The 21,981-nt window shown below is 49.0% G+C and carries 24 protein-coding genes; 13 read left to right on the top strand and 11 right to left on the bottom strand.

Going from position 1 to position 21,981, the window contains the following annotated elements; all coding sequences use genetic code 11:
* Positions 1–100 precede the first annotated feature (100 nt).
* From NC981_RS23025 to NC981_RS23010, 4 genes are all read left to right on the top strand, one after another.
* A complete protein-coding gene (locus NC981_RS23025; RefSeq protein ID WP_348245097.1) occupies positions 101–919 on the top strand; it encodes a M23 family metallopeptidase in 819 nt (272 codons plus the stop codon).
* A gap of 108 nt (positions 920–1,027) precedes the next feature.
* Positions 1,028–1,519 carry a rhodanese-like domain-containing protein gene (locus NC981_RS23020; RefSeq protein WP_190376479.1) on the top strand — a complete coding sequence of 164 codons (492 nt, stop codon included), beginning with the start codon at positions 1,028–1,030 and terminating at the stop codon, positions 1,517–1,519.
* A gap of 96 nt (positions 1,520–1,615) precedes the next feature.
* Complete coding sequence (locus tag NC981_RS23015) at positions 1,616–2,269, top strand: SOS response-associated peptidase (RefSeq protein ID WP_348245057.1); 654 nt, start codon at positions 1,616–1,618, stop codon at positions 2,267–2,269.
* Positions 2,270–2,336: 67 nt separating this feature from the next.
* Positions 2,337–3,227 (top strand): hypothetical protein, encoded by an 891-nt coding sequence (locus tag NC981_RS23010; RefSeq protein ID WP_348245054.1) that lies wholly within the window; start codon positions 2,337–2,339, stop codon positions 3,225–3,227.
* A gap of 44 nt (positions 3,228–3,271) precedes the next feature.
* Here NC981_RS23010 and NC981_RS23005 read toward each other — a convergent pair whose 3' ends face one another.
* Positions 3,272–4,693, bottom strand: coding sequence for an NADP-dependent isocitrate dehydrogenase (locus tag NC981_RS23005; RefSeq protein ID WP_190376482.1), 1,422 nt, complete (start codon positions 4,691–4,693; stop codon positions 3,272–3,274).
* Positions 4,694–4,975: 282 nt separating this feature from the next.
* Between NC981_RS23005 and NC981_RS23000 the strand changes: the two genes are divergently transcribed.
* The 5 genes from NC981_RS23000 to NC981_RS22980 all read left to right on the top strand — a co-directional run bounded on the left by NC981_RS23000 (position 4,976) and on the right by NC981_RS22980 (position 10,004).
* Positions 4,976–5,656 (top strand): response regulator transcription factor, encoded by a 681-nt coding sequence (locus NC981_RS23000; protein WP_348245052.1) that lies wholly within the window; start codon positions 4,976–4,978, stop codon positions 5,654–5,656.
* Complete coding sequence (gene rfaE2, locus NC981_RS22995) at positions 5,653–6,150, top strand: D-glycero-beta-D-manno-heptose 1-phosphate adenylyltransferase (protein WP_348245050.1); 498 nt, start codon at positions 5,653–5,655, stop codon at positions 6,148–6,150. Before NC981_RS23000 ends, rfaE2 begins: the two co-directional genes overlap by 4 nt.
* A gap of 16 nt (positions 6,151–6,166) precedes the next feature.
* Positions 6,167–6,883 (top strand): GUN4 N-terminal ARM-like repeat domain-containing protein, encoded by a 717-nt coding sequence (locus NC981_RS22990; protein ID WP_348245095.1) that lies wholly within the window; start codon positions 6,167–6,169, stop codon positions 6,881–6,883.
* A 209-nt stretch (positions 6,884–7,092) separates the two neighbouring features.
* Positions 7,093–8,508 carry a GAF domain-containing sensor histidine kinase gene (locus NC981_RS22985; RefSeq protein ID WP_348245048.1) on the top strand — a complete coding sequence of 472 codons (1,416 nt, stop codon included), beginning with the start codon at positions 7,093–7,095 and terminating at the stop codon, positions 8,506–8,508.
* Between the two features lie 86 nt (positions 8,509–8,594).
* Positions 8,595–10,004, top strand: coding sequence for an IctB family putative bicarbonate transporter (locus NC981_RS22980; protein WP_348245046.1), 1,410 nt, complete (start codon positions 8,595–8,597; stop codon positions 10,002–10,004).
* 3 nt (positions 10,005–10,007) lie between these two features.
* On the opposite strand, the gene NC981_RS22975 is transcribed toward NC981_RS22980, so the two are convergent.
* From NC981_RS22975 to NC981_RS22965, 3 genes are all read right to left on the bottom strand, one after another.
* Complete coding sequence (locus NC981_RS22975) at positions 10,008–10,736, bottom strand: Crp/Fnr family transcriptional regulator (RefSeq protein WP_348245044.1); 729 nt, start codon at positions 10,734–10,736, stop codon at positions 10,008–10,010.
* A 210-nt stretch (positions 10,737–10,946) separates the two neighbouring features.
* A complete protein-coding gene (gene thiD / locus NC981_RS22970; protein WP_348245042.1) occupies positions 10,947–11,762 on the bottom strand; it encodes a bifunctional hydroxymethylpyrimidine kinase/phosphomethylpyrimidine kinase in 816 nt (271 codons plus the stop codon).
* Positions 11,763–11,813: 51 nt separating this feature from the next.
* A complete protein-coding gene (locus NC981_RS22965; protein WP_348245040.1) occupies positions 11,814–12,110 on the bottom strand; it encodes a hypothetical protein in 297 nt (98 codons plus the stop codon).
* 403 nt (positions 12,111–12,513) lie between these two features.
* On the opposite strand from NC981_RS22965, the gene NC981_RS22960 reads away from it, so the two are divergent.
* A complete protein-coding gene (locus tag NC981_RS22960; RefSeq protein ID WP_348245038.1) occupies positions 12,514–13,896 on the top strand; it encodes an acyltransferase in 1,383 nt (460 codons plus the stop codon).
* A gap of 1 nt (position 13,897) precedes the next feature.
* Here NC981_RS22960 and NC981_RS22955 read toward each other — a convergent pair whose 3' ends face one another.
* The 5 genes from NC981_RS22955 to NC981_RS22935 form a co-directional block, all read right to left on the bottom strand.
* Complete coding sequence (locus tag NC981_RS22955; RefSeq protein WP_348245036.1) at positions 13,898–14,362, bottom strand: GNAT family N-acetyltransferase; 465 nt, start codon at positions 14,360–14,362, stop codon at positions 13,898–13,900.
* A 448-nt stretch (positions 14,363–14,810) separates the two neighbouring features.
* Positions 14,811–15,908, bottom strand: coding sequence for a tRNA (guanine-N1)-methyltransferase (locus NC981_RS22950; protein WP_348245034.1), 1,098 nt, complete (start codon positions 15,906–15,908; stop codon positions 14,811–14,813).
* Positions 15,905–16,477 carry a Uma2 family endonuclease gene (locus NC981_RS22945; RefSeq protein WP_348245032.1) on the bottom strand — a complete coding sequence of 191 codons (573 nt, stop codon included), beginning with the start codon at positions 16,475–16,477 and terminating at the stop codon, positions 15,905–15,907. The genes NC981_RS22950 and NC981_RS22945 overlap by 4 nt, the downstream gene beginning before the upstream one ends.
* Before the next feature lie 68 nt (positions 16,478–16,545).
* A complete protein-coding gene (locus NC981_RS22940; RefSeq protein ID WP_348245030.1) occupies positions 16,546–17,064 on the bottom strand; it encodes a ComEA family DNA-binding protein in 519 nt (172 codons plus the stop codon).
* 2 nt (positions 17,065–17,066) lie between these two features.
* Positions 17,067–17,468 (bottom strand): SHOCT domain-containing protein, encoded by a 402-nt coding sequence (locus NC981_RS22935; protein WP_348245028.1) that lies wholly within the window; start codon positions 17,466–17,468, stop codon positions 17,067–17,069.
* 191 nt (positions 17,469–17,659) lie between these two features.
* Here NC981_RS22935 and NC981_RS22930 point away from each other — a divergent pair, with 191 nt between their 5' ends.
* Positions 17,660–17,977 (top strand): DUF1825 family protein, encoded by a 318-nt coding sequence (locus tag NC981_RS22930; RefSeq protein ID WP_190376496.1) that lies wholly within the window; start codon positions 17,660–17,662, stop codon positions 17,975–17,977.
* A 190-nt stretch (positions 17,978–18,167) separates the two neighbouring features.
* On the opposite strand, the gene NC981_RS22925 is transcribed toward NC981_RS22930, so the two are convergent.
* Together NC981_RS22925 and NC981_RS22920 are read right to left on the bottom strand one after the other, a co-directional pair.
* Positions 18,168–18,986, bottom strand: a complete 819-nt coding sequence (locus NC981_RS22925; RefSeq protein ID WP_348245025.1) for a sterol desaturase family protein — start codon at positions 18,984–18,986, stop codon at positions 18,168–18,170.
* Positions 18,987–19,112: 126 nt separating this feature from the next.
* Positions 19,113–20,564 (bottom strand): ATP-binding protein, encoded by a 1,452-nt coding sequence (locus NC981_RS22920; protein ID WP_348245023.1) that lies wholly within the window; start codon positions 20,562–20,564, stop codon positions 19,113–19,115.
* A gap of 422 nt (positions 20,565–20,986) precedes the next feature.
* Here NC981_RS22920 and NC981_RS22915 point away from each other — a divergent pair, with 422 nt between their 5' ends.
* Entirely contained in the window at positions 20,987–21,235 is a 249-nt protein-coding gene (locus NC981_RS22915; protein WP_348245021.1) for a hypothetical protein, read from the top strand.
* A 103-nt stretch (positions 21,236–21,338) separates the two neighbouring features.
* A complete protein-coding gene (locus NC981_RS22910; protein WP_348245019.1) occupies positions 21,339–21,536 on the top strand; it encodes a hypothetical protein in 198 nt (65 codons plus the stop codon).
* The last annotated feature ends 445 nt before the right edge of the window (positions 21,537–21,981 follow it).

Genomic DNA, 21,981 nt, shown 5'->3' with positions numbered 1-21,981 from the left:
AATTCCCGTCTTGCCAAACTGTAAACTGTTGGCAGTTTTGTATCAACTTAAAGCCGTGTTCCTGACAAAACGTTCCACTTTGTTCTCGCTGGTCATCTCGCTGGTTGTCGCACTGTCGATCGTCTTCCTCACCGCTCCGTCCCGCGCTCTCCAAGCCCAGATTACGCCGCGATCGCCCGCGCTTGGAGATACGATTTCCGTGATCACCCAATCTCAAACCGCCCCGACAATTCGCTTTAACGGGAAGACCTATCCATCGTTTGATTTGGGCAATAACCGTTATCGATCGCTTCTACCTACAACACCGCTCGATCGTCCTGGTCGCCTCTCGATTCAAATTTCTGCGGGAACGGATACCCAGACGATCCCAATTACCTTGCGAAATCGATCGTTTCCAACTCAAAGCATTTGGCTACCTCCCGGAAAAGATGACAACGGCAGTGACTACGAATTCGATCGCATTGATGCGTTTAAAGCGATCGTTTCTCCAGAAAAACTTTGGTCAGGCAAATTTGCGCGTCCAAGTCAGGGTGGAGTGACCGCAGGTTACGGCATTCGCCGCTATTACAACGGAGTCTTTGCCAAAGATTATTATCATCGTGGGATTGATTATGCAGGTGGATACGGATCAGCGATCGTGGCTCCAGCAGCAGGTCGCGTAGTCTTAATCGGGCGAGAATCCCAAGGCTTCAAAGTGCATGGAAACTGTGTCGGACTCGATCACGGTCAGGGAGTTGAAACCATCTACATTCACATGAGCCGGATCGATGTCAAAGAAGGAGATGTTGTTAGACCCGGACAGCGCATCGGTGCGATCGGAGCTACCGGAGCCGCAACCGGATCTCACTTACATTGGGGCTTATTCGTGCATGGTGCCGCCGTCGATCCAACCCCTTGGCGCACGAATCCATTTGAATAAGTTTCGCAAATCTACCTTGCGACGATCGGCACCTTCTCACTTTAGCCAGATAAGCGATCCCACGCCTCCCCGTTAGATTGATCATGACCTCTACGGGAAATTTTTATTATGTCTAAAGTAGAAGATGCAATTGAAAAAGCTAAAGAAATGCTGCCGAATATCACTCCTACGCCGCCTGGATTGAAGGCACAGTCTTCAGTTCATGATCTGAAGTCTCGCTTAGAGTGGGGCGAACCCGGACTGACGATTCTAGATGTGCGTCCGCGTGATGTTTATAACCAAGGTCACATCATGGGAGCAATGGAGTTTCCGATCGACAAGCTGGTCGATTTAGCAAAAAATAACTTTGAATCGAATCGCGATATCTACGTTTACGGTGCAAGCGATCAAGAAACGGCTGAAGCTGCAAACCTGCTGCGTCAAGCAGGGTTTAACAGTGTTTCAGAGTTGAAAGGTGGACTGGACGCTTGGAAAGCGGTTGCAGGTTCGACCGAGGGCGTTGACGAATCTCTCGCTGATCCGGGCAAAAATGCTTACAACGTGGTAGACAATGTGAAAAACCACTTTGAACGTCAAGAGATCGATTTTGAAAAGCCATAGAGTTTTGCGATTCTCCTAAACTAACAAGAACTCCGATTTTCTCAACGAAGTCGGAGTTCTTGTGTACTGAGGAAAGCCTCCAAAATCACGATTTTTATGTGCGGAAGATTTACCCAAACTCATACAGCAGACGCGATCGCCCAAACCTTCGACCTCGACGAAATTCCTAACTGGCAACCGCGCTACAACATTGCCCCCACTCAACCCATCGGCGCGATCGTCGAACCGCATCACTTCAAACTCTTACGCTGGGGGTTGATTCCCGCTTGGGCGAAAGATCCGGCGATCGGAAATAAACTAATCAACGCCCGCGCTGAAACAGTCAGTGAGAAACCTTCATTCCGCGATGCGTTTAAGCGCCGTCGCTGTCTGATTGTGGCGGATGGCTACTACGAATGGAAAAAGCAAGCGGGTAAAAAGCAGCCGTTCTACTTCCAATTAGAAGACCATCAACCTTTTGCCTTTGCCGGACTCTGGGAGCGCTGGAACTCTCCAGACGGTGAAACTGTTGAAACTTGCACAATTATCACGACTGAAGCGAATGAGCTTGCAGCAACCGTTCACGATCGAATGCCCGTGATCCTCAGCAAAGACGAGTACGATCACTGGCTCGATCCAAGCTTCAAATCAGCCCAATCGCTCCTTCACCCCTACGCCAGTGCTACTATGCGATCGTATCCGGTTCCGCTAACCGTCAACAGTCCGACCCACGATGCCCCGGATTGTATTGCACAACTTAGTAAAGACTGACGAGATTTTCTCAATTCTTCTGTGTTAAATAGAATACAATCAGCCTTAAGTATCATGGATTTAGTCTATGCGGCATCAGCCATCCTGGGTTCGGTATGGATTAGCGCGGCTGCGCCCGATCGGTCGTCCTGTCGTTTGGGCACCTGCGATCGCGCTGTTGTTTTTGGTGTTGTTTACCTGGGAATTCTTCAGCCGCACAGAAGTTGCTCGTGAGCTTGAGAACCCGGCGGCTGAGGACACCCTGTCACCAGAAGATCGGGCGATCGGTGCCGATATTGATTCCTTGTCGCTCTTGATGAACGACATCAAAGCAGCATCCAGACCGGAAACGGCTCAATTTTTAATCGCGCCTACCGCTCCAACTGCAACACCGCAAAATGCTGCGACTCCAAATCGGCTCTTTTCTACTCCGACTGATGCGAGCGCCCAGTCTGAGCCAGAAACACAAGAAACAACCGGAACGCTTAGAAGCGCCTCATCAACAGAACTTGGGCTTCCCTATACAACGCGACCCGCTACAACGGAGACCGCACTGCCGCCAAACCGACTGCAAGAGGCACTGACGAAATTAGCCACTGAGAACCGTTTGATCGTCTCGCAACCTCCGATCGAAGGCACAATTCGCTTGGATACTCCCAATATAGGAACCTCAATCAATGCCGCACCTCAAAATTCGTTTTCAGCGCTAATCGAAGGTACACAGCCGATCGTTCCTGGAACCATTCCGACTGTTTCTGCGCCTTTACCCATTGCACCTGCGATCAATGCACCTCCGATTAATGCACCTGTTGCTTCACCTGTTGCACCGCAAGCTCTCACACCCCAACCTGTTGAAACTCAAAATTTCGGTGTAATGCAGAATGCTCCGGTGGTGAATCAGCAACCGTTTTCCGTACCGCGATCGATTCCCGGACGCACGATCGGCGGCGGGAATATCAACACCTTCTCGAATCCCTGAAAAAATCGGGATTGAACCACGCTTGAACAATCCCGATTCTCGGTTTAAAAATTCCGAATAATTGCATCCGCAAATTCAGAGCATTTCAGCGGCGGCTCAACTGGAGGTTCCATCAATCGCGCTAAATCATACGTTACCTCGCGCTGCTCGATCGCCTTCGCCAATCCGCCCTTGATCAAATCTGCTGCTTCTTGCCAGCCCAAATATTCCAGCATCATCACACCAGAAAGAATCAGTGAACCGGGATTCACGCGATCAAGTCCTGCATGTTTTGGAGCCGTACCATGAGTTGCCTCAAAAATCGCGCAGGCATCTCCGATATTTGCACCGGGAGCCATGCCCAAACCACCCGCGATCGCAGCCGCAGCATCGGAAATATAATCTCCGTTCAGGTTCATCGTCGCTAAAATCGAGTATTCATCCGGGCGGGTCTGAATCTGTTGGAAAATGCTATCCGCAATGCGATCGTTAATCATTACTTTCTCCTTCCATTTCCCGCTTCCATGCGTTTCCCAAATGGAATCAAGAACCATTTGCACTTCTTTGCAGATTGATGCTTGCTTATCTGGAGTCATCGAACCATAACCCGGATCAATCTGACGGGCATTTTCTTCGATCGTCAGATTCGGGTTTTTCTCTTTGTTACCAAGAATCCAGGATTCACGCTCGGTCACACACTCTGATCGAAACTCCGTTGTCGCTAGTTCATATCCCCAATCCCGAAACGCGCCTTCGGTGTACTTCATAATGTTACCTTTGTGAACCAGCGTCACCGTTTGTTTATGCTTCGGCAACCGGAGCGCGTGTTGAATCGCTCGACGCACAAGACGCTGCGATCCTTTCTTACTGATCGGCTTAATTCCAATGCCCGCATCGAGCGGAATCTGCTTTTTCCCGTGTTCTGGAGTGCTGGGAATCAGATCCTCATTCAGCAGCTTGATTAAACGATCGCCAATCTCGCTGCCTTGTTTCCACTCGATCCCCAGGTAGATATCCTCAGTGTTCTCACGATAGATGATGACATCGAGTTTCTCCGGATAGCGATGTGGCGAAGGTGTTCCGGCGTAATACTTACAGGGACGCACACAGGCATACAGATCAAAGATTTGGCGCAACGCTACATTCAGCGATCGAATCCCACCGCCGATCGGGGTTGTCAATGGGCCTTTGATCGCCACACCGAATTCTCGAATCGCTTCTAGCGAGTCTTCAGGTAAATATTGATACGTTCCATACTGTTCGCAAGCCTCATCGCCAACGTAGATCTTGAACCAAGTGATCTGACGCTTCCCGCCGTATGCCCTCTGAACTGCCGCATCAAAGACCTTCTGCGATGCGGGCCACAAGTCAATGCCCGTTCCATCTCCTCGAATGAATGGAATAATCGGGTTATCTGGAACGATCGGTTCTCCGTTCTCAAATCTAATCGCAGAACCCGTCGAAGGAGGTGTAATTTTTTCGTACATGATCGAGCAATTCTCAAGTTAGGATAAGTTGGGCGGTGTGCCAAATCAGCAAACCAATCTTGCAATTTATCTCTTATTGGCTAGGTAAAAGCAAGACAAATTCACGCAGCTAGAACGTAAAGATAAGCCTGAAACCTCAGAGCCATCAGTCACTGGGATACCATAATAAGGGAAAACTTTCGGTTAATCCGTTGACTAACTGAGTGAATAGGTTAAGTTCGTTTCTTAGTTTCGATCGCACGACAGGTAGAAATGAATCGGCTTGAGCTTCTGGAGAGGCGCATGAAAAAAATTTTGATTGTCGATGATGATACTGCACTGCGAGTCGCACTCATTCGATTTTTAGAAAAACGCGGATATGCGGTACAGGGTGCAGCATCGGGAATCGAAGGATTAGCCCTATTTGAACAAGATTTGCCAGATTTAGTGGTGTCTGACGTGGTTATGCCAGAAATGGACGGACTCGAATTTTGTCGCCGCTTACGATCGCTCAGAACCGGACAACTGGTTCCCTTTATCTTTCTCTCCAGACGCAGCGAAGTAGAAGACCGCGTTCAAGGTCATTCGATCGGAGCCGATGATTATTTGACCAAACCCTTTGAACCAAGAGAATTATTAGCAAAGATCGAAGGGCAATTGGAACGATCGCGCCGCATCCACACCGAAATTGTGCGCCTGATGCAGCAGTCGAGCCAACCGTCGAACGAAACATCCTCGCAAACCGTAAATCCACTACCCCTAACTCCTGCTGAAGAAAAAGTGTTCTGGGAAGTCATTCAAGGTCACACCAACAAGCAGATTGGCGATCATTTATTTGTCAGTCCGCGCACCGTGCAAACGCATTTAAGCAACATTTTGAGCAAACTACAGCTTGAAAATCGATCGCAACTCGTGCGCTATGCGTTTGAAAGAGGCTACCGACTGCCCTCTACTGAACCTGTAACCCATGAAGAAAACGCATGAGTGTGGGCATTTATTCTCTGAAGGTGCTAAAGACTGCGATCGCATCTGATCCCGCTCGCTGGCGACCGCTTGTGGTGACGAACGGCTGCTTCGATCTGCTGCATCTGGGTCATGTGCGCTACCTCAACTCAGCCAGACAGCTCGGACAATCACTCGTGATTGGATTAAATAGTGACGAATCAATTCGATTAATTAAGCCCGATCGCAGCCCACCCCGTCCGATTGTGACTGAGCTAGAACGTGCCGAAGTCTTAGCGGCGCTGAAATCTGTCGATGGAGTCGTGATTTTTTCTGAAAAAACTGCTTGCGAGCTAGTTGAAGCGCTCCGCCCTGAGATTTATGCTAAAGGTGGTGACTACAATCTACAGACATTGCCCGAAGCCTCGATCGTACAATCCTACGGCGGACAAGTTCGTCTCATCGATATTGAAGTACCGTCTTCAACGACAGCGATCGTCGATCGAATTTTGAGAGGCGTAACCCGAACCCCCTAACACCCACATGGTTTACATGACTAATTTAGAAACCTCCTCAGCCCTCGATCTTCCCGGTAGCATTGCGACGCTCCAACTGAAGCTTCGATCAGACTCCGAAAAGGTGCAGCTTCAGGCGATCGACGAACTCTCCGCCCTTGGTGAAGACGGATTTCCTGCGCTGATGGAATTTTTGCTCGATCGTCCTGAATCGCGCCGAGTCAGCGCCAAAATTTATCAAACCCTGTTCAACACTCAAGCGCCAAAAGTGTTGGAGTTTCTTCAGCAGCACTTCCCCACTGGAACCATCCCGCTCAAGTCCGATCGCAACATCGACTACACCGAACTTCAGCAACTCCTCGCCCAGCAGAAATTCCAAGCCGCCGATCTCCTCACAATTCAAAAACTGTGTGAACTGGCGGGAGAATCCGCCGTCCTTCGCAAATGGCTCTACTTCACCGAGGTTGAGAACTTCCCGACCCCAGATTTACACACGATCGATGCCTTGTGGCTGGCTCATTCCGACTATCGCTACGGCTTTTCGGTGCAGCGGCAAATCTGGCTCAGTGTTGGCAAAAAATGGGAAAAACTGTGGGAAAAAATCGGCTGGAAATCTGGCTACACCTGGACGCGCTATCCCGACGGCTTTACCTGGAGTCTGAATGCGCCTAAAGGACACTTGCCGCTCTCCAATCAGCTCCGCGGCGTTCGAGTGATTGCTGCACTCCTAAATCATTCCGCTTGGACAAAATAATCTGCTGGAGTCATTTTGTCCGTAATTTCATCAGACTAGAACCGCCCAAACCCTTAAACTTCCGTAATCTCTCTTGCTAGTGAACGTTGATTTACCAGCAAGTCAGGGCAATCTGTGTATAGTTGAAGACTGTTTGACAGTCGTTGTTCCCTAAAGCACTGGATTGTCAGATGGTCGAGGAGTTCTTTAGATCGAGGATTGGGGTTGGAATGGGAATCCCCGAAATCAGGCTATTTTGCCGATTAGATGGGTTAACGGCTGCTGCTCGTGAGCAGCAGCGTCTACTGGTACTGACGGAACTCGGGTTGCTCGATACCGAAGTTGTACCGATTTTTGAGGAAGCAACTCAAACCGCTGCTCACTCGCTCGGTGCGCCAATTAGCTTGCTCAGCGCGATCGATCAATCGCGTCAGTGGTTCAAATCTGCGGTTGGTCTCTCGCGCTTGGGCTTAATGAATGACTTGGCGCTTTCCCGACAACTGCCCCGCGAACACGCCTTCTGTGTGCATGTGATGGATAGCCAGCAGGTTTTGGCGATCGAGGACACGCTTGAGCACCCAGCGTTTGCCAACTCTTTGCTGTGTCAACAGTACGGCATTCGTGCGTATCTCGGTGCGCCCCTGCTGACGGTCAGCGGCGAGTGTGTCGGTACGCTTTGTGTCATGGATTCTCGCCCCCGAAACTTCACAGAACGGGATATCGAATTTCTCCTGCTGACTGCCCGCCTCAGCATGAGTGAATATGAGCGCCTGCAAATGGTTAAAGCTCAAGTCGTCAAACCTGCACCGAGAGTTCAGCCTGCCGCCCTCCCTCCGCCTTCAAACCCCATTAAGTTTGAACTCCTGGCTCAACTCACTCAGGAGTTACGCACCCCATTGACCTCCGTTATGGGAATGGCAAGTGTACTCAATCGCGAAATCTACGGCCCCCTGACTAGCAAGCAAAAAGAGTATCTCGATATCATTCATCACAGCGGGCAGTACCTATTATCTTTAGTAAAGGAAATTCTAGAACTGTCGCAGCTTGACGACCAAAGCCGAGCGCTGAACTTATCGTCGATCGACATTGAGATGGTCTGTCAGCAGGCAATCAGTACCTTAGAGCAAGCTGCCAATCGTCGAGAGCAGCAAATTCGGCTATCGGTTGAACCCGGTAATCGTATTTGGCTACTCGACAAAGACAAGATTCGCCAAATGCTCTATCACTTGCTGTTTAGCGTGGTTCAGTCCTCGACAGCGGGTAGTATCGTGCGCCTGCACGTTTCGCAAAAGAGCAGCGGACTGCGGCTAACGGTTTGGGCGGCGCACCCCTGTCTCGGCGAGGGGCTTGGTTTTAACGAAATGCTAATGCCGCAAACCAGCGCGATCGCGTCATTTGAGTACGAGATGCAGAGTCATGGGCATCGTGCAAGCGCGGGACTCATCCCGGTTGCGACCGCCCTCAGTGCTCCAAAGTTTAACAACCTTGATCAGTTCTCGGAAACCGATGCTGACACCGCCCGGAAGAATCTCGGCTTGCTGCTGAGTCGGCAACTTGCGGAGATGCACGGTGGGCAAATCTTGATTCAAGGATCATCAGAACCGGGATACCGATATGTGATCACTTTGCCCCGATTAACGCAGTAGCCTTGTCAAAACGCCAATATCGCGGATAATAGCCCTAGCCTAATTCGCTAGGGCTGTTTTTGCTTCAAAGCACAGGAAATCCGCGTATGAATTCGGTTTGGCAACAAGTGACACTGACCACGCTCCCCGTTTGGCAGTGGGGGCAGGTGAGCTATGTTCATCGACTGGTGGGATCGCTGTCCACTTGGCGACAGCACAGTTGGCTGATGCAGCAAGGAGATGCAATCGGGGCACTGCTGATCAGTCTTGTGTTTGCTCTTTCTCCGTTTGTTGCCACGAATCTGATCGGTTGGCTGCTTGCGAGTTGTATTTTGTTCTGGATCTTGTTAACGGTTTCTGACGGTGATCCCCGTTTGGGGTTTACGCCGATTCATTTGCTAGTGCTGTTGTTTTGGGGAATTGCTGCAACAGCGGCAGCGCTTTCTCCAGTCAAGCGCTTGGCGTTTTTGGGATTGGGGAAGCTGTCACTCTATCTGATGTTTTTCATTTTGATGGCGCGAGTGCTGCGATCGCCGAAACTGAGATCGTTCTGTATCACCGCGTTTCTACTTGTGGCGCTGGTGGTGAGCAGCTATGGAGTTCGGCAGTCGATTCACGGTGCGGATGCGTTGGCGACGTGGGTTGATCCAGAGTCACCGCTGGCGCAGTCTACACGGGTATATAGTTTTTTAGGCAATCCGAATCTACTAGCTGGATATTTGATGCCTGCGGTGTGGCTGTCGTTTAGTGCGATCTTTGTCTGGAAACGCTGGCTACCGAAAGTGCTGGCGATCGTTATGTTTGGGATCAATACAGCGTGTTTACTGTTGACCCAGAGCCGGGGAGGATGGATCGGATTAGTCGTTGCGGCGTTAGTGCTCGTGGTGCTGCTGCGGTATTGGTGGAGTGCGTATTTGCCGAGATTCTTGCGGCTGTGGGCGTTACCGCTTGTGTTTGGGGGACTGGCGGGGATTTTGGTGCTGGGATTTATTTTTGTCACACCGTTCCGCTACCGAGTAGGCAGTATGTTCGCGGGCAGTGGCGATAGTAGTAATGCGTTTCGATTGAACGTTTGGCGATCGGTACTGGAAATGATTCGCGATCGTCCGATTCTAGGATTTGGCCCAGGGGATCTAGTCTTCAAGCGCATTTATCCGCTGTACGCAGCCGCACGATTTAGTGCCTTGAGTGCATACTCGGTGCTGCTAGAGATTGCAGTCGAGTCAGGTTTGATTGGGCTGACAGCATTTCTGTGGTTGTTGCTGGTGACATCTAATCAGGGATTTTTGCAGCTACGGCGCTTGAGAGCGATGGGCGATTCAGACGGATTCTGGCTGATTGGCGCGATCACGACGATCGCGGGAATGTTGGGGCATGGTGCGGTCGATACGGTTTGGTATCGACCAGAAGTGAGTGTGTTATGGTGGCTCAGCGTTGCTCTAGTCGCAAGCTACTATGCGCCCCATGCCGCAGCGAAGTTATCAGCCCAGCCACCTGAACTTGCAGCAGACGCTTAAACATCAGCGCGATCGCGGATGCCTGTAGTTAAATCGGTTGCACTCTTCTCGAATCACCGCAAAGCATTCGCAGGAAATCGATTCGAGAACTTGCGGCTGAACGATCGAAATGCGCCCCCGACTGCACTGAATTGCTCCCAGTTGGGTTAGTTCTCCGATCGCAACCGTCACGCCCGATCGACGAGTGCCCAACATCTGTGCAAGCGCCTCATGAGTCAGGGTAAATTCGTCGATGCTTAAGGCAGATTGAATTAATAATAATTGTCGTGCCAGCCGTTCGCGGATGTGATGAAAGCGATGACACGCCGCGAGCTGCGAAGTTTGAAGTAATAAAACCTGGACGTATTCTAATAAAAGTGACTGTAAAGCTGGACTTTGCTCGAATTCAATTAGAAGCTGTTCGATTGGTAAACGAAAGGCAGAATCGCCCACTTGAACGATCGCCTGCTGGACGCTTTCGCGGCGTCCTAAAACCACGGAAGCTCCTACAAATCCGTTGCGTCCTACCAATCCGACTTCGAGCATCGAGCCGTTTGAAAGTAACGTCGTCAGCGAAACCAGCGATCGGATCGGAAAATAAACGTAAGCGATCCCTTCACCAATCGGGTGGAGGATTTGCTGCGGTGAGAGCATGACTGGCTCTAGATGAGCCGCTAATTTTTGATAAATCTCGAAAGGAAGCGCTGAAAGTAGGCGATTTTCTAGCGCACTAGAAGCCGCAAACGAAGACATGAAAACACTCCAATATAGCTGCGCTCAGGGGAAAATCAGCTACAGCACAAGGAGTAGATCCATCCAGTCCTTCTGCAAAGGTGAATTCTCAAATTAACAAACGATGAGCAGAAATTTAGTTATTTTCTCTATTGTGGCGGTTTAGTCAAACTTGGGCGAATTCAGGAACAGGAGGAAAACCGTATCATTTGGAAGAGATTTCAGTAATGGTTAGATCGATCTCTGCATCAGCGGAAAGAAATGACCCACAGGCCCTTGCCCCTGACCGATCGCCAGTGCGTACTCTAATGCAGTCGTCACATAATCTTTTGCAGCTTTGATTGCCGATCGCAGATCTTTTCCAAGCGCTAGGTTTGCGGCGATCGCGGCTGAAAGGGTACACCCTGTGCCGTGCGTATGTTTTGTATCGATTCGCTGAGCTGCAAAGGTTTCGCACTGAGCGCCATCAAACCAGACATCGACTCCACGCAGGGCATTAGTCATGCCGCCTCCTTTGACTAAAACCGACTTCGCCCCCAGTTCAGCAATGCGCTGCGCGGCGGTCTGCATTTCTTCTAAGGTATTAATTTCAATGCCGCTCAGTAACTGAGCTTCGTAGCGATTCGGAGTCAGAACGATCGCTTGGGGGATGAGAAGCGTTTTCAGAGCATCGATCGCTACATCGTCGATGAGTTGTGCTCCAGTGCGGGACACCATCACTGGGTCAACGACGAGGTTGGAAATTTGGCAGGCAGCAACTTGTTCGGACACGGCTGTGATAATGCCTTGATTCAGCAGCATTCCGGTTTTTGCCGCCTGTACGCCGATGTCTTGAACAACGGCTTGAATTTGCGCTGTGACTGCTTCGGGTGGCAGTGCATCTACTCGTGTCACTCCCAGCGTATTTTGTGCGGTAATACAAGTCAGGGCGCTGGTTCCATGAACGCAATGAAACGCAAACGTTCGCAAATCGGCTTGAATTCCCGCACCACCGCCACTGTCTGATCCGGCGATCGTTAACGCGATTTTGACTGAAGGAAGTGTCATCGTTTTCGTTTACCCAAAGGCTCTATGCTCTATGGTAAACGGCGAATGTCCTTAGCTTGTGATGCACTTTTGCTGACGAGCGCGAGTGTTAATCCGACAGACTTCTTCAGTGGCGTAGCAGATTGAGACGGATTTCACGCCTAAGACAATCCATGAGGCTTTGACAAGGCGATCGAGTTCTTCCATGACCTGATCAACGCACCAGGGTTCTGAGCAGTGAATTAAGAGGGTATTAAATTTCAGTTCTAGGGCGCAGCCGGACAACGTTTGAACATAAAGCTGTCTTAATCGATCGATCCGAAAGTCTTCGAGCACTGATAAGTCTTTGGGGGTGAATCGAATTTTCATAATGAGGATCTCGTATGTCTTGCACAGATTGAATCGGATTTATTCAAGGATCCACACGGTGGAATTGGGGATTTTTATTTTCTCTTCCTAATTTCAATGAGTAAATTCACGGGTAATGGTGTTGTTTTATACGAGGGTTATGCTTGTTATATGAGTAATGTCCGTCACTCCGGATGGATAGAACATTGGGCGCAGAGATTTTAAGCTGATCTACCTTCCGTATTCGCTCAGTGTCCCATTAGTCTTTCTTGTGCGAGATGAACTTCTATAAACTCACTGTTAACGTTGAGTAATCAAAGAGGTGATAGAGTGGCAGGCTGACGAGACACTGCACCCAAACGCCAGAGAAACTTAAGCGGTGGAACGATCGTCAAGCAATGCAGCAGTTGAGTGGAGAGAACGAATGGCTGAGTCAAAAGGATTAAGGCGGTTGGCGTGGTTAGAAGGCATCCGGATCTTTGCGGCGGCGTTGCTGCTGTTTTACCATGCTCAGCTATTGTTCACGCGCTATGCCTTTACGCCTCAGCCGACGGGACTGATTGCAAATATGCAGCAGCTTTTTGCAGCCACTCGCCAACTCGGAGAGAGTTGGATCACTCAAGCGTTGAGCTTGCCGATTTGGTTTGGCTATCAGTTTGTCGATGTGTTTGTGTTGGTGAGTGGCTTTAGTTTGGTGCTGTCTCTGAAGGGCAAGCCGATCGAGGTGGGACGATTTCTCAAACGCAGATTGCTGCGGATTCTGTTGCCGTTCTGGACAGTTGCGTGGCTATCGTATCCGGTGCTGTGGATTGTTGGGAAAACAACCAATAGCTATATCCCGGATGCGTGGCATACTTTTGCGGGAATGTCGTTTCCGATTTTGTTTGATTACGGCGGCGATTTGTTGCTACCCACCAGTGGCCCTTGGTGGTTTGTGCCCCTGATTCTGAGCTTTGCTTTAGTGTTTCCGGTGCTTTGGTATTTGATGAATCGCTGGGGATCGCGCAACTTACTGATTGTGGCAACGGCGGTCACGTTTATCTATCGTGCGTTCGGGGTGTTTGTTTTTGGGGGACATCCGACTTATGCGATCGTCGGTGCGGCAGCAGGTTGGCAACCCTTTGTGCATTTCATTGCGAAGCTCAGTACCTTCGTTTTAGGCATGGTTGTAGCGCGTCAGTATGTGCAAGGAAAGGGTGCAATTTTCTGGCGGTCTTCGAGAGCATTGTTGATCGGACTGAGCCTATATGCGATCGGTTTTGTGGCTCAGTTCTATCGATTGGGTTGGATTTTTGATGATTTTCTCTTAGCGATCGGGCTAACACTCTGTTGCATGGTGGTGTTCCGATTCCTGAGCGATCGTCTCAAGCTAGGCACTGTGATGGTATGGCTGGGTATTCATAGCTATAGTTATTTTCTGATTCATAATTTTGTGGTCGATCGAACCTTAAATTTGTATGTTCGCAATCAGCTTGATTTGTACTATCAGGTGTTGCCATTGATGGTCGTTGGAACCTTGATTTTGGCGGTGATCGCAGATCGGGTCACACCCTGGATTGAGCGAGGAGCGATCGCGCTTTGGCATTACACCGATGCAAGATTGACTCCAACTCATAAGATCGGCTCTTGGGTTCCTAGAGTCGGAGAAGCTGTGCTTTACCGTGGAAAACCAGGCTGGACAATTCTGAATGTCGAGCAGGTAATCCACGATAAAGCGTTCTATCTATGCCGGATTTCTAACGGTCAGCGATCGATCTGGGTGAATCAAAATGATTTGAAGCAAGATCAGGCGTTATCAAAGGTTTGATTTACGCGATTGCTTTCATCATCACTTGATAGCCGCGATCGTCGTATCCTGCTTTGCGATACACCTTGTAGGCGCGTTCATTATCATCGTGGACAGATAAGGAGATCGAGGGAATGTTCTGCGATCGGCAAAACCGCTCGACAAACTTCAGCGTCTGAGTGCCGATGCCCTGTCCTCGATAGGCAGAACGGAGATACAACTCATCGATATAAGCACCGAGACCGCGAAATTCAATGCTATAGCTAAAGGTTACAGCAACGTAACCGATAACCTGATTGCGCTCGGTAATTAACCAAACTCGACCGAGTGCAGGATTACTGAGAAATTGCTGGAGCGAAACACGATCGAGAACCGGATCGAACGGTAGTTTTTCAATTTGATGAAACTCTTGAACCAATTCGAGTAAAACATCCACGTCTTTCGATGTTGCAATGCGATAAGCAACATTTACATCAACGGATAACATACAAACTTTTCCTTTTTCAAATGCTACAAAATACGATCTGCGAATGTAAAAGTATTCAGTCGCACAACAGAGTGCTGGATGCAATCACGAAATTGCACCAATCACTAGAAAATCAGAAAAAACATCAAAACCACTAATCCTGATATGTTATGCAGAACACATCAGAAAACAACGATTAAAATGGCTCAAATTCTAATTGCAAATCACTAAATTGTGCTTCCCGACGAGGCTGTAGCAATGCCCGCTATATGTCTGGAACTTCTTTTAGATAGTGCATAAAACCACCGTGTTTACTGCTTTTGGGCGCGAAAGCAATTCCAAAACTTAACCCAAAATTGCTTTCTTTGCTTGAGAGCGATCGGAACCCAAAAAACTTAACTTTTGGTCATTCCTAGCTCCAGGGTAATCTGTCCTTCGCGGTTTAGTCAACTTCGGTTTACCCGATTGTTTACTCGATCGCAAAAGACTTTGCCGCCCGAATGCAAGTCGGTAAATCTGCATCTGTTTTAATTGCTTCTCGCTCGACGTGACTTAAACTGGCTCGATATCCCCAATTTTGCAGCGTTTGAATCAGATAACTTGATTTGGGAATGTCTAATTTTCCGCGTCGTCCAATTTCGCCCAGCGTGTAGAAGTACGGCGGCATTTCTGCTTCCGCCTGCATCAATTCCAGTAATCGAACTTGCGATGACCAATTCCAGGCATTTGCCAGTTCAATCATGCGAGCGATCTGATGTCGATCGTGTAGATTACCTAACCACATTGCCCCGCTCAGCACCAGCGATCGACCCTCATTCCTACACTGCGCTCGACCTAACTTGCGCCATTCGACAGGTTGATAAGTACCGCACTCATGACAAAAGCCTAGAAATCCATAGTTCTGCTCGGTGAGTTCGATCGAGGAAACCAATCGCACCATGACTCGGTAAGTTTGTCCAGTGAAATAAGAAAATACAGGCTTTACACCCATTCCGCGAGCAGCCGCTTGTTGTTGAACAGTTCCCAGAATCAGTCTCAATCCCTGTTCATGCGCTGCCGGATGAATTCGCGCATAAGCTCCGTAATCTGCAACACAGTTTTCTGGAGCGCGTCCGGTCACAGTGCGCCCATCTGTACTGGTGAGATAGATTAATCCTCCAATTGCACAAGCGCTCAGACTTGCAGAAACAAACGGAACCGGAGAGCCAAACCCATCGACATCCACTAAATCAAAGTAATCCTGACAGTTGTAACACTCAAAAAATACTCGAATCGCATCACGATCGCTCACCTGATACTGTTCTGGCTTGAGTACCGCTAGATTCTCGCGTAACACGGTTTGAATGTCTGAATTACTATCATTTGCCCAAACGAAATCTGCCTGACTTTCAAGGACGTACCGCAGCGATCGCACTCCGCAACCCGCCATCGCATCCAACACCCGCAACTGTCCGCGATCGCGCCGATAGACGGCAGCGGCAAGTACCGCTAAATCTCTGACGATCGCAGCGTTGGGATTGTAGAACGCACTGCCGACATTGAACGTGGCTTTTCCCTCGATCGTCATGCCGCAAACATCTGTGCTGGAGTCAGATTGAATTCTGGGAATAGAAGGGATTCAATGCGCTGGTCGTTCTGAAAGACACCAAGCTCGATGTAAATTCCAGATTCGTTTAGCTTTAATACTGTTACAGCTTGCGTTTGAGGGTCAACAACCCAATACTCAGGAATACCACGGTCTTGATATTGGTTACGCTTGTCGCTGTAATCTCTGGCTCGATTTGCTTCGCCTGGACTGACGATTTCAATAACCAACAAAGGAGGGCGCATCGAAAGTCGAATCGTATCTCGGCGCTGTAACTGTTCGATATGTTCTTCGTGGAGAATTGTTAAATCAGGGAAGCGATTTCTCGGATTACCTCGAACTTCCAGTTCTAACCCCCGAACTCGAATTCTGCGCGGATCAATGAGCGGAGCGATCGCCAGAATGATCAACATAAGAATTTGACTATTTCGACCCGACTCAGGCGGCAACGCAACTAGCTCCCCATCCACTAATTCGTACAGCTGGTCTGTATCATCATCGTAGGCTAGATACTCTTCAAAACTAGAAAATTTAGATTTTGCCTGAGTCATCGCAGTTTTACGATCGGTTTTCTACATTGTGTCTGAATTTGCGTCTGAATTGCGTGCCTGATTGCTGTTCAAAACCGTAAATAGTGCATCAATTCTGCAATTAAATGATTTGGTAGCGAAAGGCGCTGTTGTAGATCTACGAGGTCTTTATAGCTGCCTTGAGATTGACGATTGCGGACGATCGCTCGTGCGAGTACCGATCGGATTTGTGGAATCTGAGTGAGTTCTATCGCCGTTGCCATGTTCAAGTTCACTCGCTGAATCTGATGCAAACTCTCAGGATCGTAATAGCAGAATTTCATCACCGGTTCTAACGGCTTCAAGCGCTGAAGAGATAATCCTAATGCGGCTGCAACATCTTCGACGCAGAGAAATTGCACTCCCAACTCGCTCAGTTGCGTCAAAGTTTTCGCTTGATGAATGGATAACCCTGGCAATCTTAGCCAATCATCGACACCCGCCTGATTCACATCGATTTGAATGCCCAAGTCCGCTGCAATCCGAATCTCAGCCAATGTTTGAAACCGATAATACGGATCATTCTGAATTTTGGACTTCAACAGCGCAGAAGAGAACCAATTGAGCATCGCTATTTAATACGATCGAGAAGTTTGCGTCGTTTTTGTTCAAACTCGTATTCTGAAATTAAACCATCTTGCCGGAGCTGATCGAGTTCTCGCAAACTTTCAGAAACGGTGACGACTGAGTTCGATTGCAGGCTAATTGTCCCTGTTTCGGACACCGCTTCATCATTAAAATTCACGTCGAACTCATCTGGATTCTGAATCAAGTAAAACACCGCATCAAATAGCCCTGCAATCCAGGCAATTTTACTTCCAGTGAGCGCGAGTGCAAGATAAACCAAGCACCACCAGCGTTGTCCCAAATAGAGTTTGTGTAAGCCGACTAAATGAAAACCACCGACGATCGGCACAACCCCGACGATCGCCAACAGCGCGGCAACTCTTCGGCTTTTTGGTTGACTGAACATATGTTTTACTGCAATTAGCGTGGATTCAATATAGCGAAGAATGGCACAGTTGCAGACATTTGATTCCTGTTCGATCGACTCAGGTAGTGAAAACACTACTTACACCGGCGAAAGACGTGGAATATGATGAAGTCAGGCACCACCTGTGCAACTATTATTTACCGCGTCCTGCGTGACCTCAGATTAAGGCAATGGGATTCTTTGACTCCGAGATTGTTCAAGAAGAAGCGAAAAAACTATTCCACGACTATCAATCGTTGGTCCAGCTTGGCAGTAGTTATGGCAAGTTCGATCGTGAAGGCAAGCTGATGTACATCGAGCAGATGGAAGCCATTATGGATCGCTACAAGGTTTTTATGAAGCGCTTTGAGCTTTCCGAGGATTTCTCCGCTCAGATGACCGTTGAGCAGCTTAAAACTCAGTTAGGGCAGTTTGGGATGACTCCCCAGCAGATGTTTGATCAAATGGCGTTAACGCTAGCCCGAATGAAATCCGAAATTGAAAAATAAATCACTTTACGAGAACTCCGGGAATCTTAACCCGGAGTTTTTCATTGGAGCGATCGTTTTATACCAGTCTCCAAAAGTTCTACAACCCACCAGTCCCGCCTAGAGACGCGAACACCGTAGGTGCAGCGAAGCTTCTAATCGCGTCTCTCCCAGATCCGTAGCGAGTCGTTAGAGATGTAGCATTACCGCATCACTCAGCAACCCTTTTCGCCTGTCGCCAATTGCGGAACGGATAAAGCAGATGAGAGCGAAAATTCTCCGGAATCGTTTCTCCAGCGATACCAAAATTCTGGGGCTGTCTACCACAAGGCATATAAAACGTCCCAAAAATCACATCAAAAATGGGAAACAATCCCGCAAAGTTTTTGCCCTGCCCGTCCTCGTCCGTCGTGTGATGCCAACGATGAAACGCTGGACTCGCAAGCAGATAGCGAAGCGGCCCATATGTCCAGCGCACGTTCGCATGGATGAACGCAACATAAGCAGACAGCAGCGGCACATAAGCTTCAACCGCGATCGGAGAAAGCCCAAGCAGCAGAACTGGGGACGATTGACACACTCGCGAGATAATATCGTTGACGGGATGTAAACGCACCGCCGTGAGCCAGTCGATCGTATCAGCACTATGATGCACCGCATGATAATCCCAAAGCTGCTGAGTGTGATGCCAGCGATGCGTCCAGTAGCCCACAAAATCGCCCATGACGATCGCGAGTAATCCCTGCTGCCACAAGGGCAACTGTGCAATTGGGCCGTATCCCGCGAGAACATCATGCCAAGCCAGTGAGCGACCCAAGAGTAAGTAAATCGGCACAAATATCAGCGCGATCGAGATGATGCTTAAAATCTGAATCGCCATTGGCGTGAAGAACCAATAAAACGTATCGAGCCACACTCCACGCCGCCATTTAGGCTGATTGGGAATGCTAGGGAAAAGCCGTTCGAGAATGCCAAAAAGAACCGTTAGAACAATAAATAGAACAAGAGTTCTGATTAAACGTTCTTGCATAATGGGGATGATGTCTCGCAGTTTCCCCTAAGGTTTACTACGATCGTCGCTAAAATTCAACACTGAATCATAATTGATAACGTGTTCTAGAGTCGTTCTGCATCACAGCCCCTATGCAGAAGCGACTCAGCTCTCCTCAGAGTGGCGATAAACCGGAAGTAAGACGTTAAACGTTGATCCTTCCCCGATGCGGCTTTTCACAGTGATTGAGCCGCCACAGTGTAGAAGCAACTTCTGCACGATCGTCAATCCCAAGCCAGCACCGCCCATATCATCATCCACGGATTGTCTAACTCGATAAAAGCGATCGAAAATCTTGGGGATTTCAGTCGATGGAATCCCGATCCCCGTATCGCGAAACTCAAGCTGAATATAATCTCCCTGCTGTTTCGCCCGTACCCAAACTTGCCCGCCACGCGGGGTAAATTTGATCGCGTTATGCAGCAAATTCACGACAATCTGCTTTAACCAAATCGATAAACAGGCGATCGCTGGCAGCTCTTCAGGAATGACATACGCTAACCTCACTCCTTTCTCTTCTGCTAAAGGTTGATACGTGCTGACAACGCCCGGAACGATCTCGCTCAACCGGAGTGCCTGAGCCGTCCGATGCTCTGCAAGCTGATCTAGACTAACCAGATCCAGTAAGCTCTTGATCAGCGAACTTTGCCGATCGCACTCCCTTGCCAGCAAGTCCATATAGCGCTGCTTTTGCTGAGGTTTCAGTGTGGGTGAATTGAGCAACGTCAGCGCTGTCTTCATATTGGTTAACGGGGTGCGTAGCTCTTGCCCCACGTTGTGCAAAAACTCATCTTTTAATCGAATCGTGCTAATTAGCTCCTCGTTCTGAAGCTGGAGCAAATTTGCCAATTCAGCTTGCCGACGATGCGTACTTGATCGCTGCCATAGGTCTTCTTGTCGCTGAACCTGTTTTGCTAAAAGCTGATTGATAACGGCTAGATCAAGCGGACTCGATTCTGGAAGCGTTTCGCTTCTTGGCGCAAACGGCTGTAGCACCGCGATCGCCTGCCGGATTACTTCTGGGTCAATGACTAGAAATGCCATCAGGGACTGCTTTTTTTCGGTGACATCCTCGTCGATCGTGCTTGTCCCTAGCGCATCTGCTTCGCGGTTGGGCACTCTAGCGCGATGCCCAACCAGCAATCCGCAAAATTGCTTCGACCAAATCAGCAAAAAAAATTCTTTTCTTAAGCTACTCTCTAGAGGCAGGGTAATCGTAGTCAGCGCGGGGATCGCATAGGCAGGTAATGAGGGTTCGAGTTCCGCTTTCAGTCCTAATGCGGGTTCTGGAAGGTCGTCGCGCGGATTCTTAAAGTAAAAGATTTGCTGAAGCGGGGTCAGTCGATCAAGATAGCGATCAAACTCCAATTGCCACGCTTCTCCTTTCGGCAACTTTGCCCACACTAATGCTGGCTCACCCTGATCGATGAGCAGATCGATTAAACTACTCATCAGCGCTTTGAACGTAACTGGGCTGACGTGCATGACTGGCGGTGCTGAGGCTGAACCCGCGACAAGCTCAAACAAAGAGATCTCAGAAGTTACAACTGATGCCATACCGGGATGTTACGGAGAATTAGGGAAGACTGAAAGCGATGTTAACGAGATAAGTGGAGATGCCGGAATATCAGTAGGTTTGCTCTGTAATATATCTAGCCGCAATTCATTGAAGTAAACAGAAAAGTTTGAAAAAACGTTACTCCAAGTGAGCTAGATGCAGCAAAAGCGAGACGGTAGAGTCACCAAACGGTGAAATTAGATGTTCGCTTCTTAAGCAGTGTACTCTCACTGAAGCGTTTCAGGACAATTTCTTCTGCATAGGTTCTTCGTTTCTCGATCTCAAGAGGGAATTTGTTTACGCATATTTCTGCCTTTTTATCAATGATCTTTAAACAAAAGAGACATAATGTGGACGTAATCGATAGGGTTGGGTCTGAAGCACCTCAAATATCGAAGTTGTTTCACTGGAGATCACGGCAATGGCTGGACAAATGTGTTGGTTAGCAGGATTGGGCGGAGGCACGAAGATTCTTCACCTTCGCGAACGCCCTCACCAACCCTGGACACCCTATACAGCTTTTCCTCAGTATCGCGTCCCCGATTTGCAGATTCGCGGTGCCTCGAAGGGCTGGACAACTTATCAAAAATTACGCGAGGCAGGCTGGACGCTGATTGCCAGTGATGCAGCTTACGCAAAGATCCCTTCACCCGTCGAAGCCCAACGTTAAACGCAATCTGTAATGTCCACACTTCGTCTTCGTCGGTGGCAGAATCCGCGATCGCTGGGTTCTGACGCAGGCACATCATGAAACTGGAGGAATTCAAACGTCTATGGCTTCTCCAACTTCATCTTGTGCAGGCTTTGTTCGAGTGTTGCAGGATCAGCAATATGCGGCGATTGAGCACTGTGATGCCCTAAAGCATCCCTTGGCAAAGCCTGCTGCAAAGGTTCATAAGCTCTGTACTGTTGTCGAAAACGGTCGAGTTGTAGTTCGTCCGATCGAGTCGGCTAGACCTGAGCCGGAGTGATCAGCCCTGTGTCTCGAATGCGTAATGCCAAATGAGCGCGAAGGTTGGAGCCTGGCTTCCTTTAGCTCTTGAATGTTTACGTGCAACTGCTGAGCTAGGTCACGGTTGGGAAGCTCGATCGACCTATTGTGTTTGTCCTTTCGTGAAAGAGAACTTTTGTTCTATTTTTCGCTCAATCGCTGGAAATGCGGTGATTGTAAGATTTCTTGCTTTTCGGGATGGTGCATTGAAGCAATTGCAGACAGGAACTCTCAGAGCGATCGATAAGTTTGGTGGATGAAATCGATCAATGCAACGTTGGACTAAATGCGATTGCTCAGATTTGAGAACCTCTGCACTGCGAGGACAGAATTTCGCTACTTGATCGACAGCACCACCTGAAGCGCTTGATTCAAGATTTCAGTCGCTCTTGCTCGATTTGCAACTCTGTCTTTGGCAATGTACT

The organism is Leptolyngbya sp. DQ-M1, from assembly GCF_039962505.1.
GTDB lineage: Bacteria > Cyanobacteriota > Cyanobacteriia > Leptolyngbyales > Leptolyngbyaceae > Leptolyngbya.
Note: the sequence above shows the minus strand (reverse complement) of the source record. Positions and strands in the feature narration are given on the sequence as shown.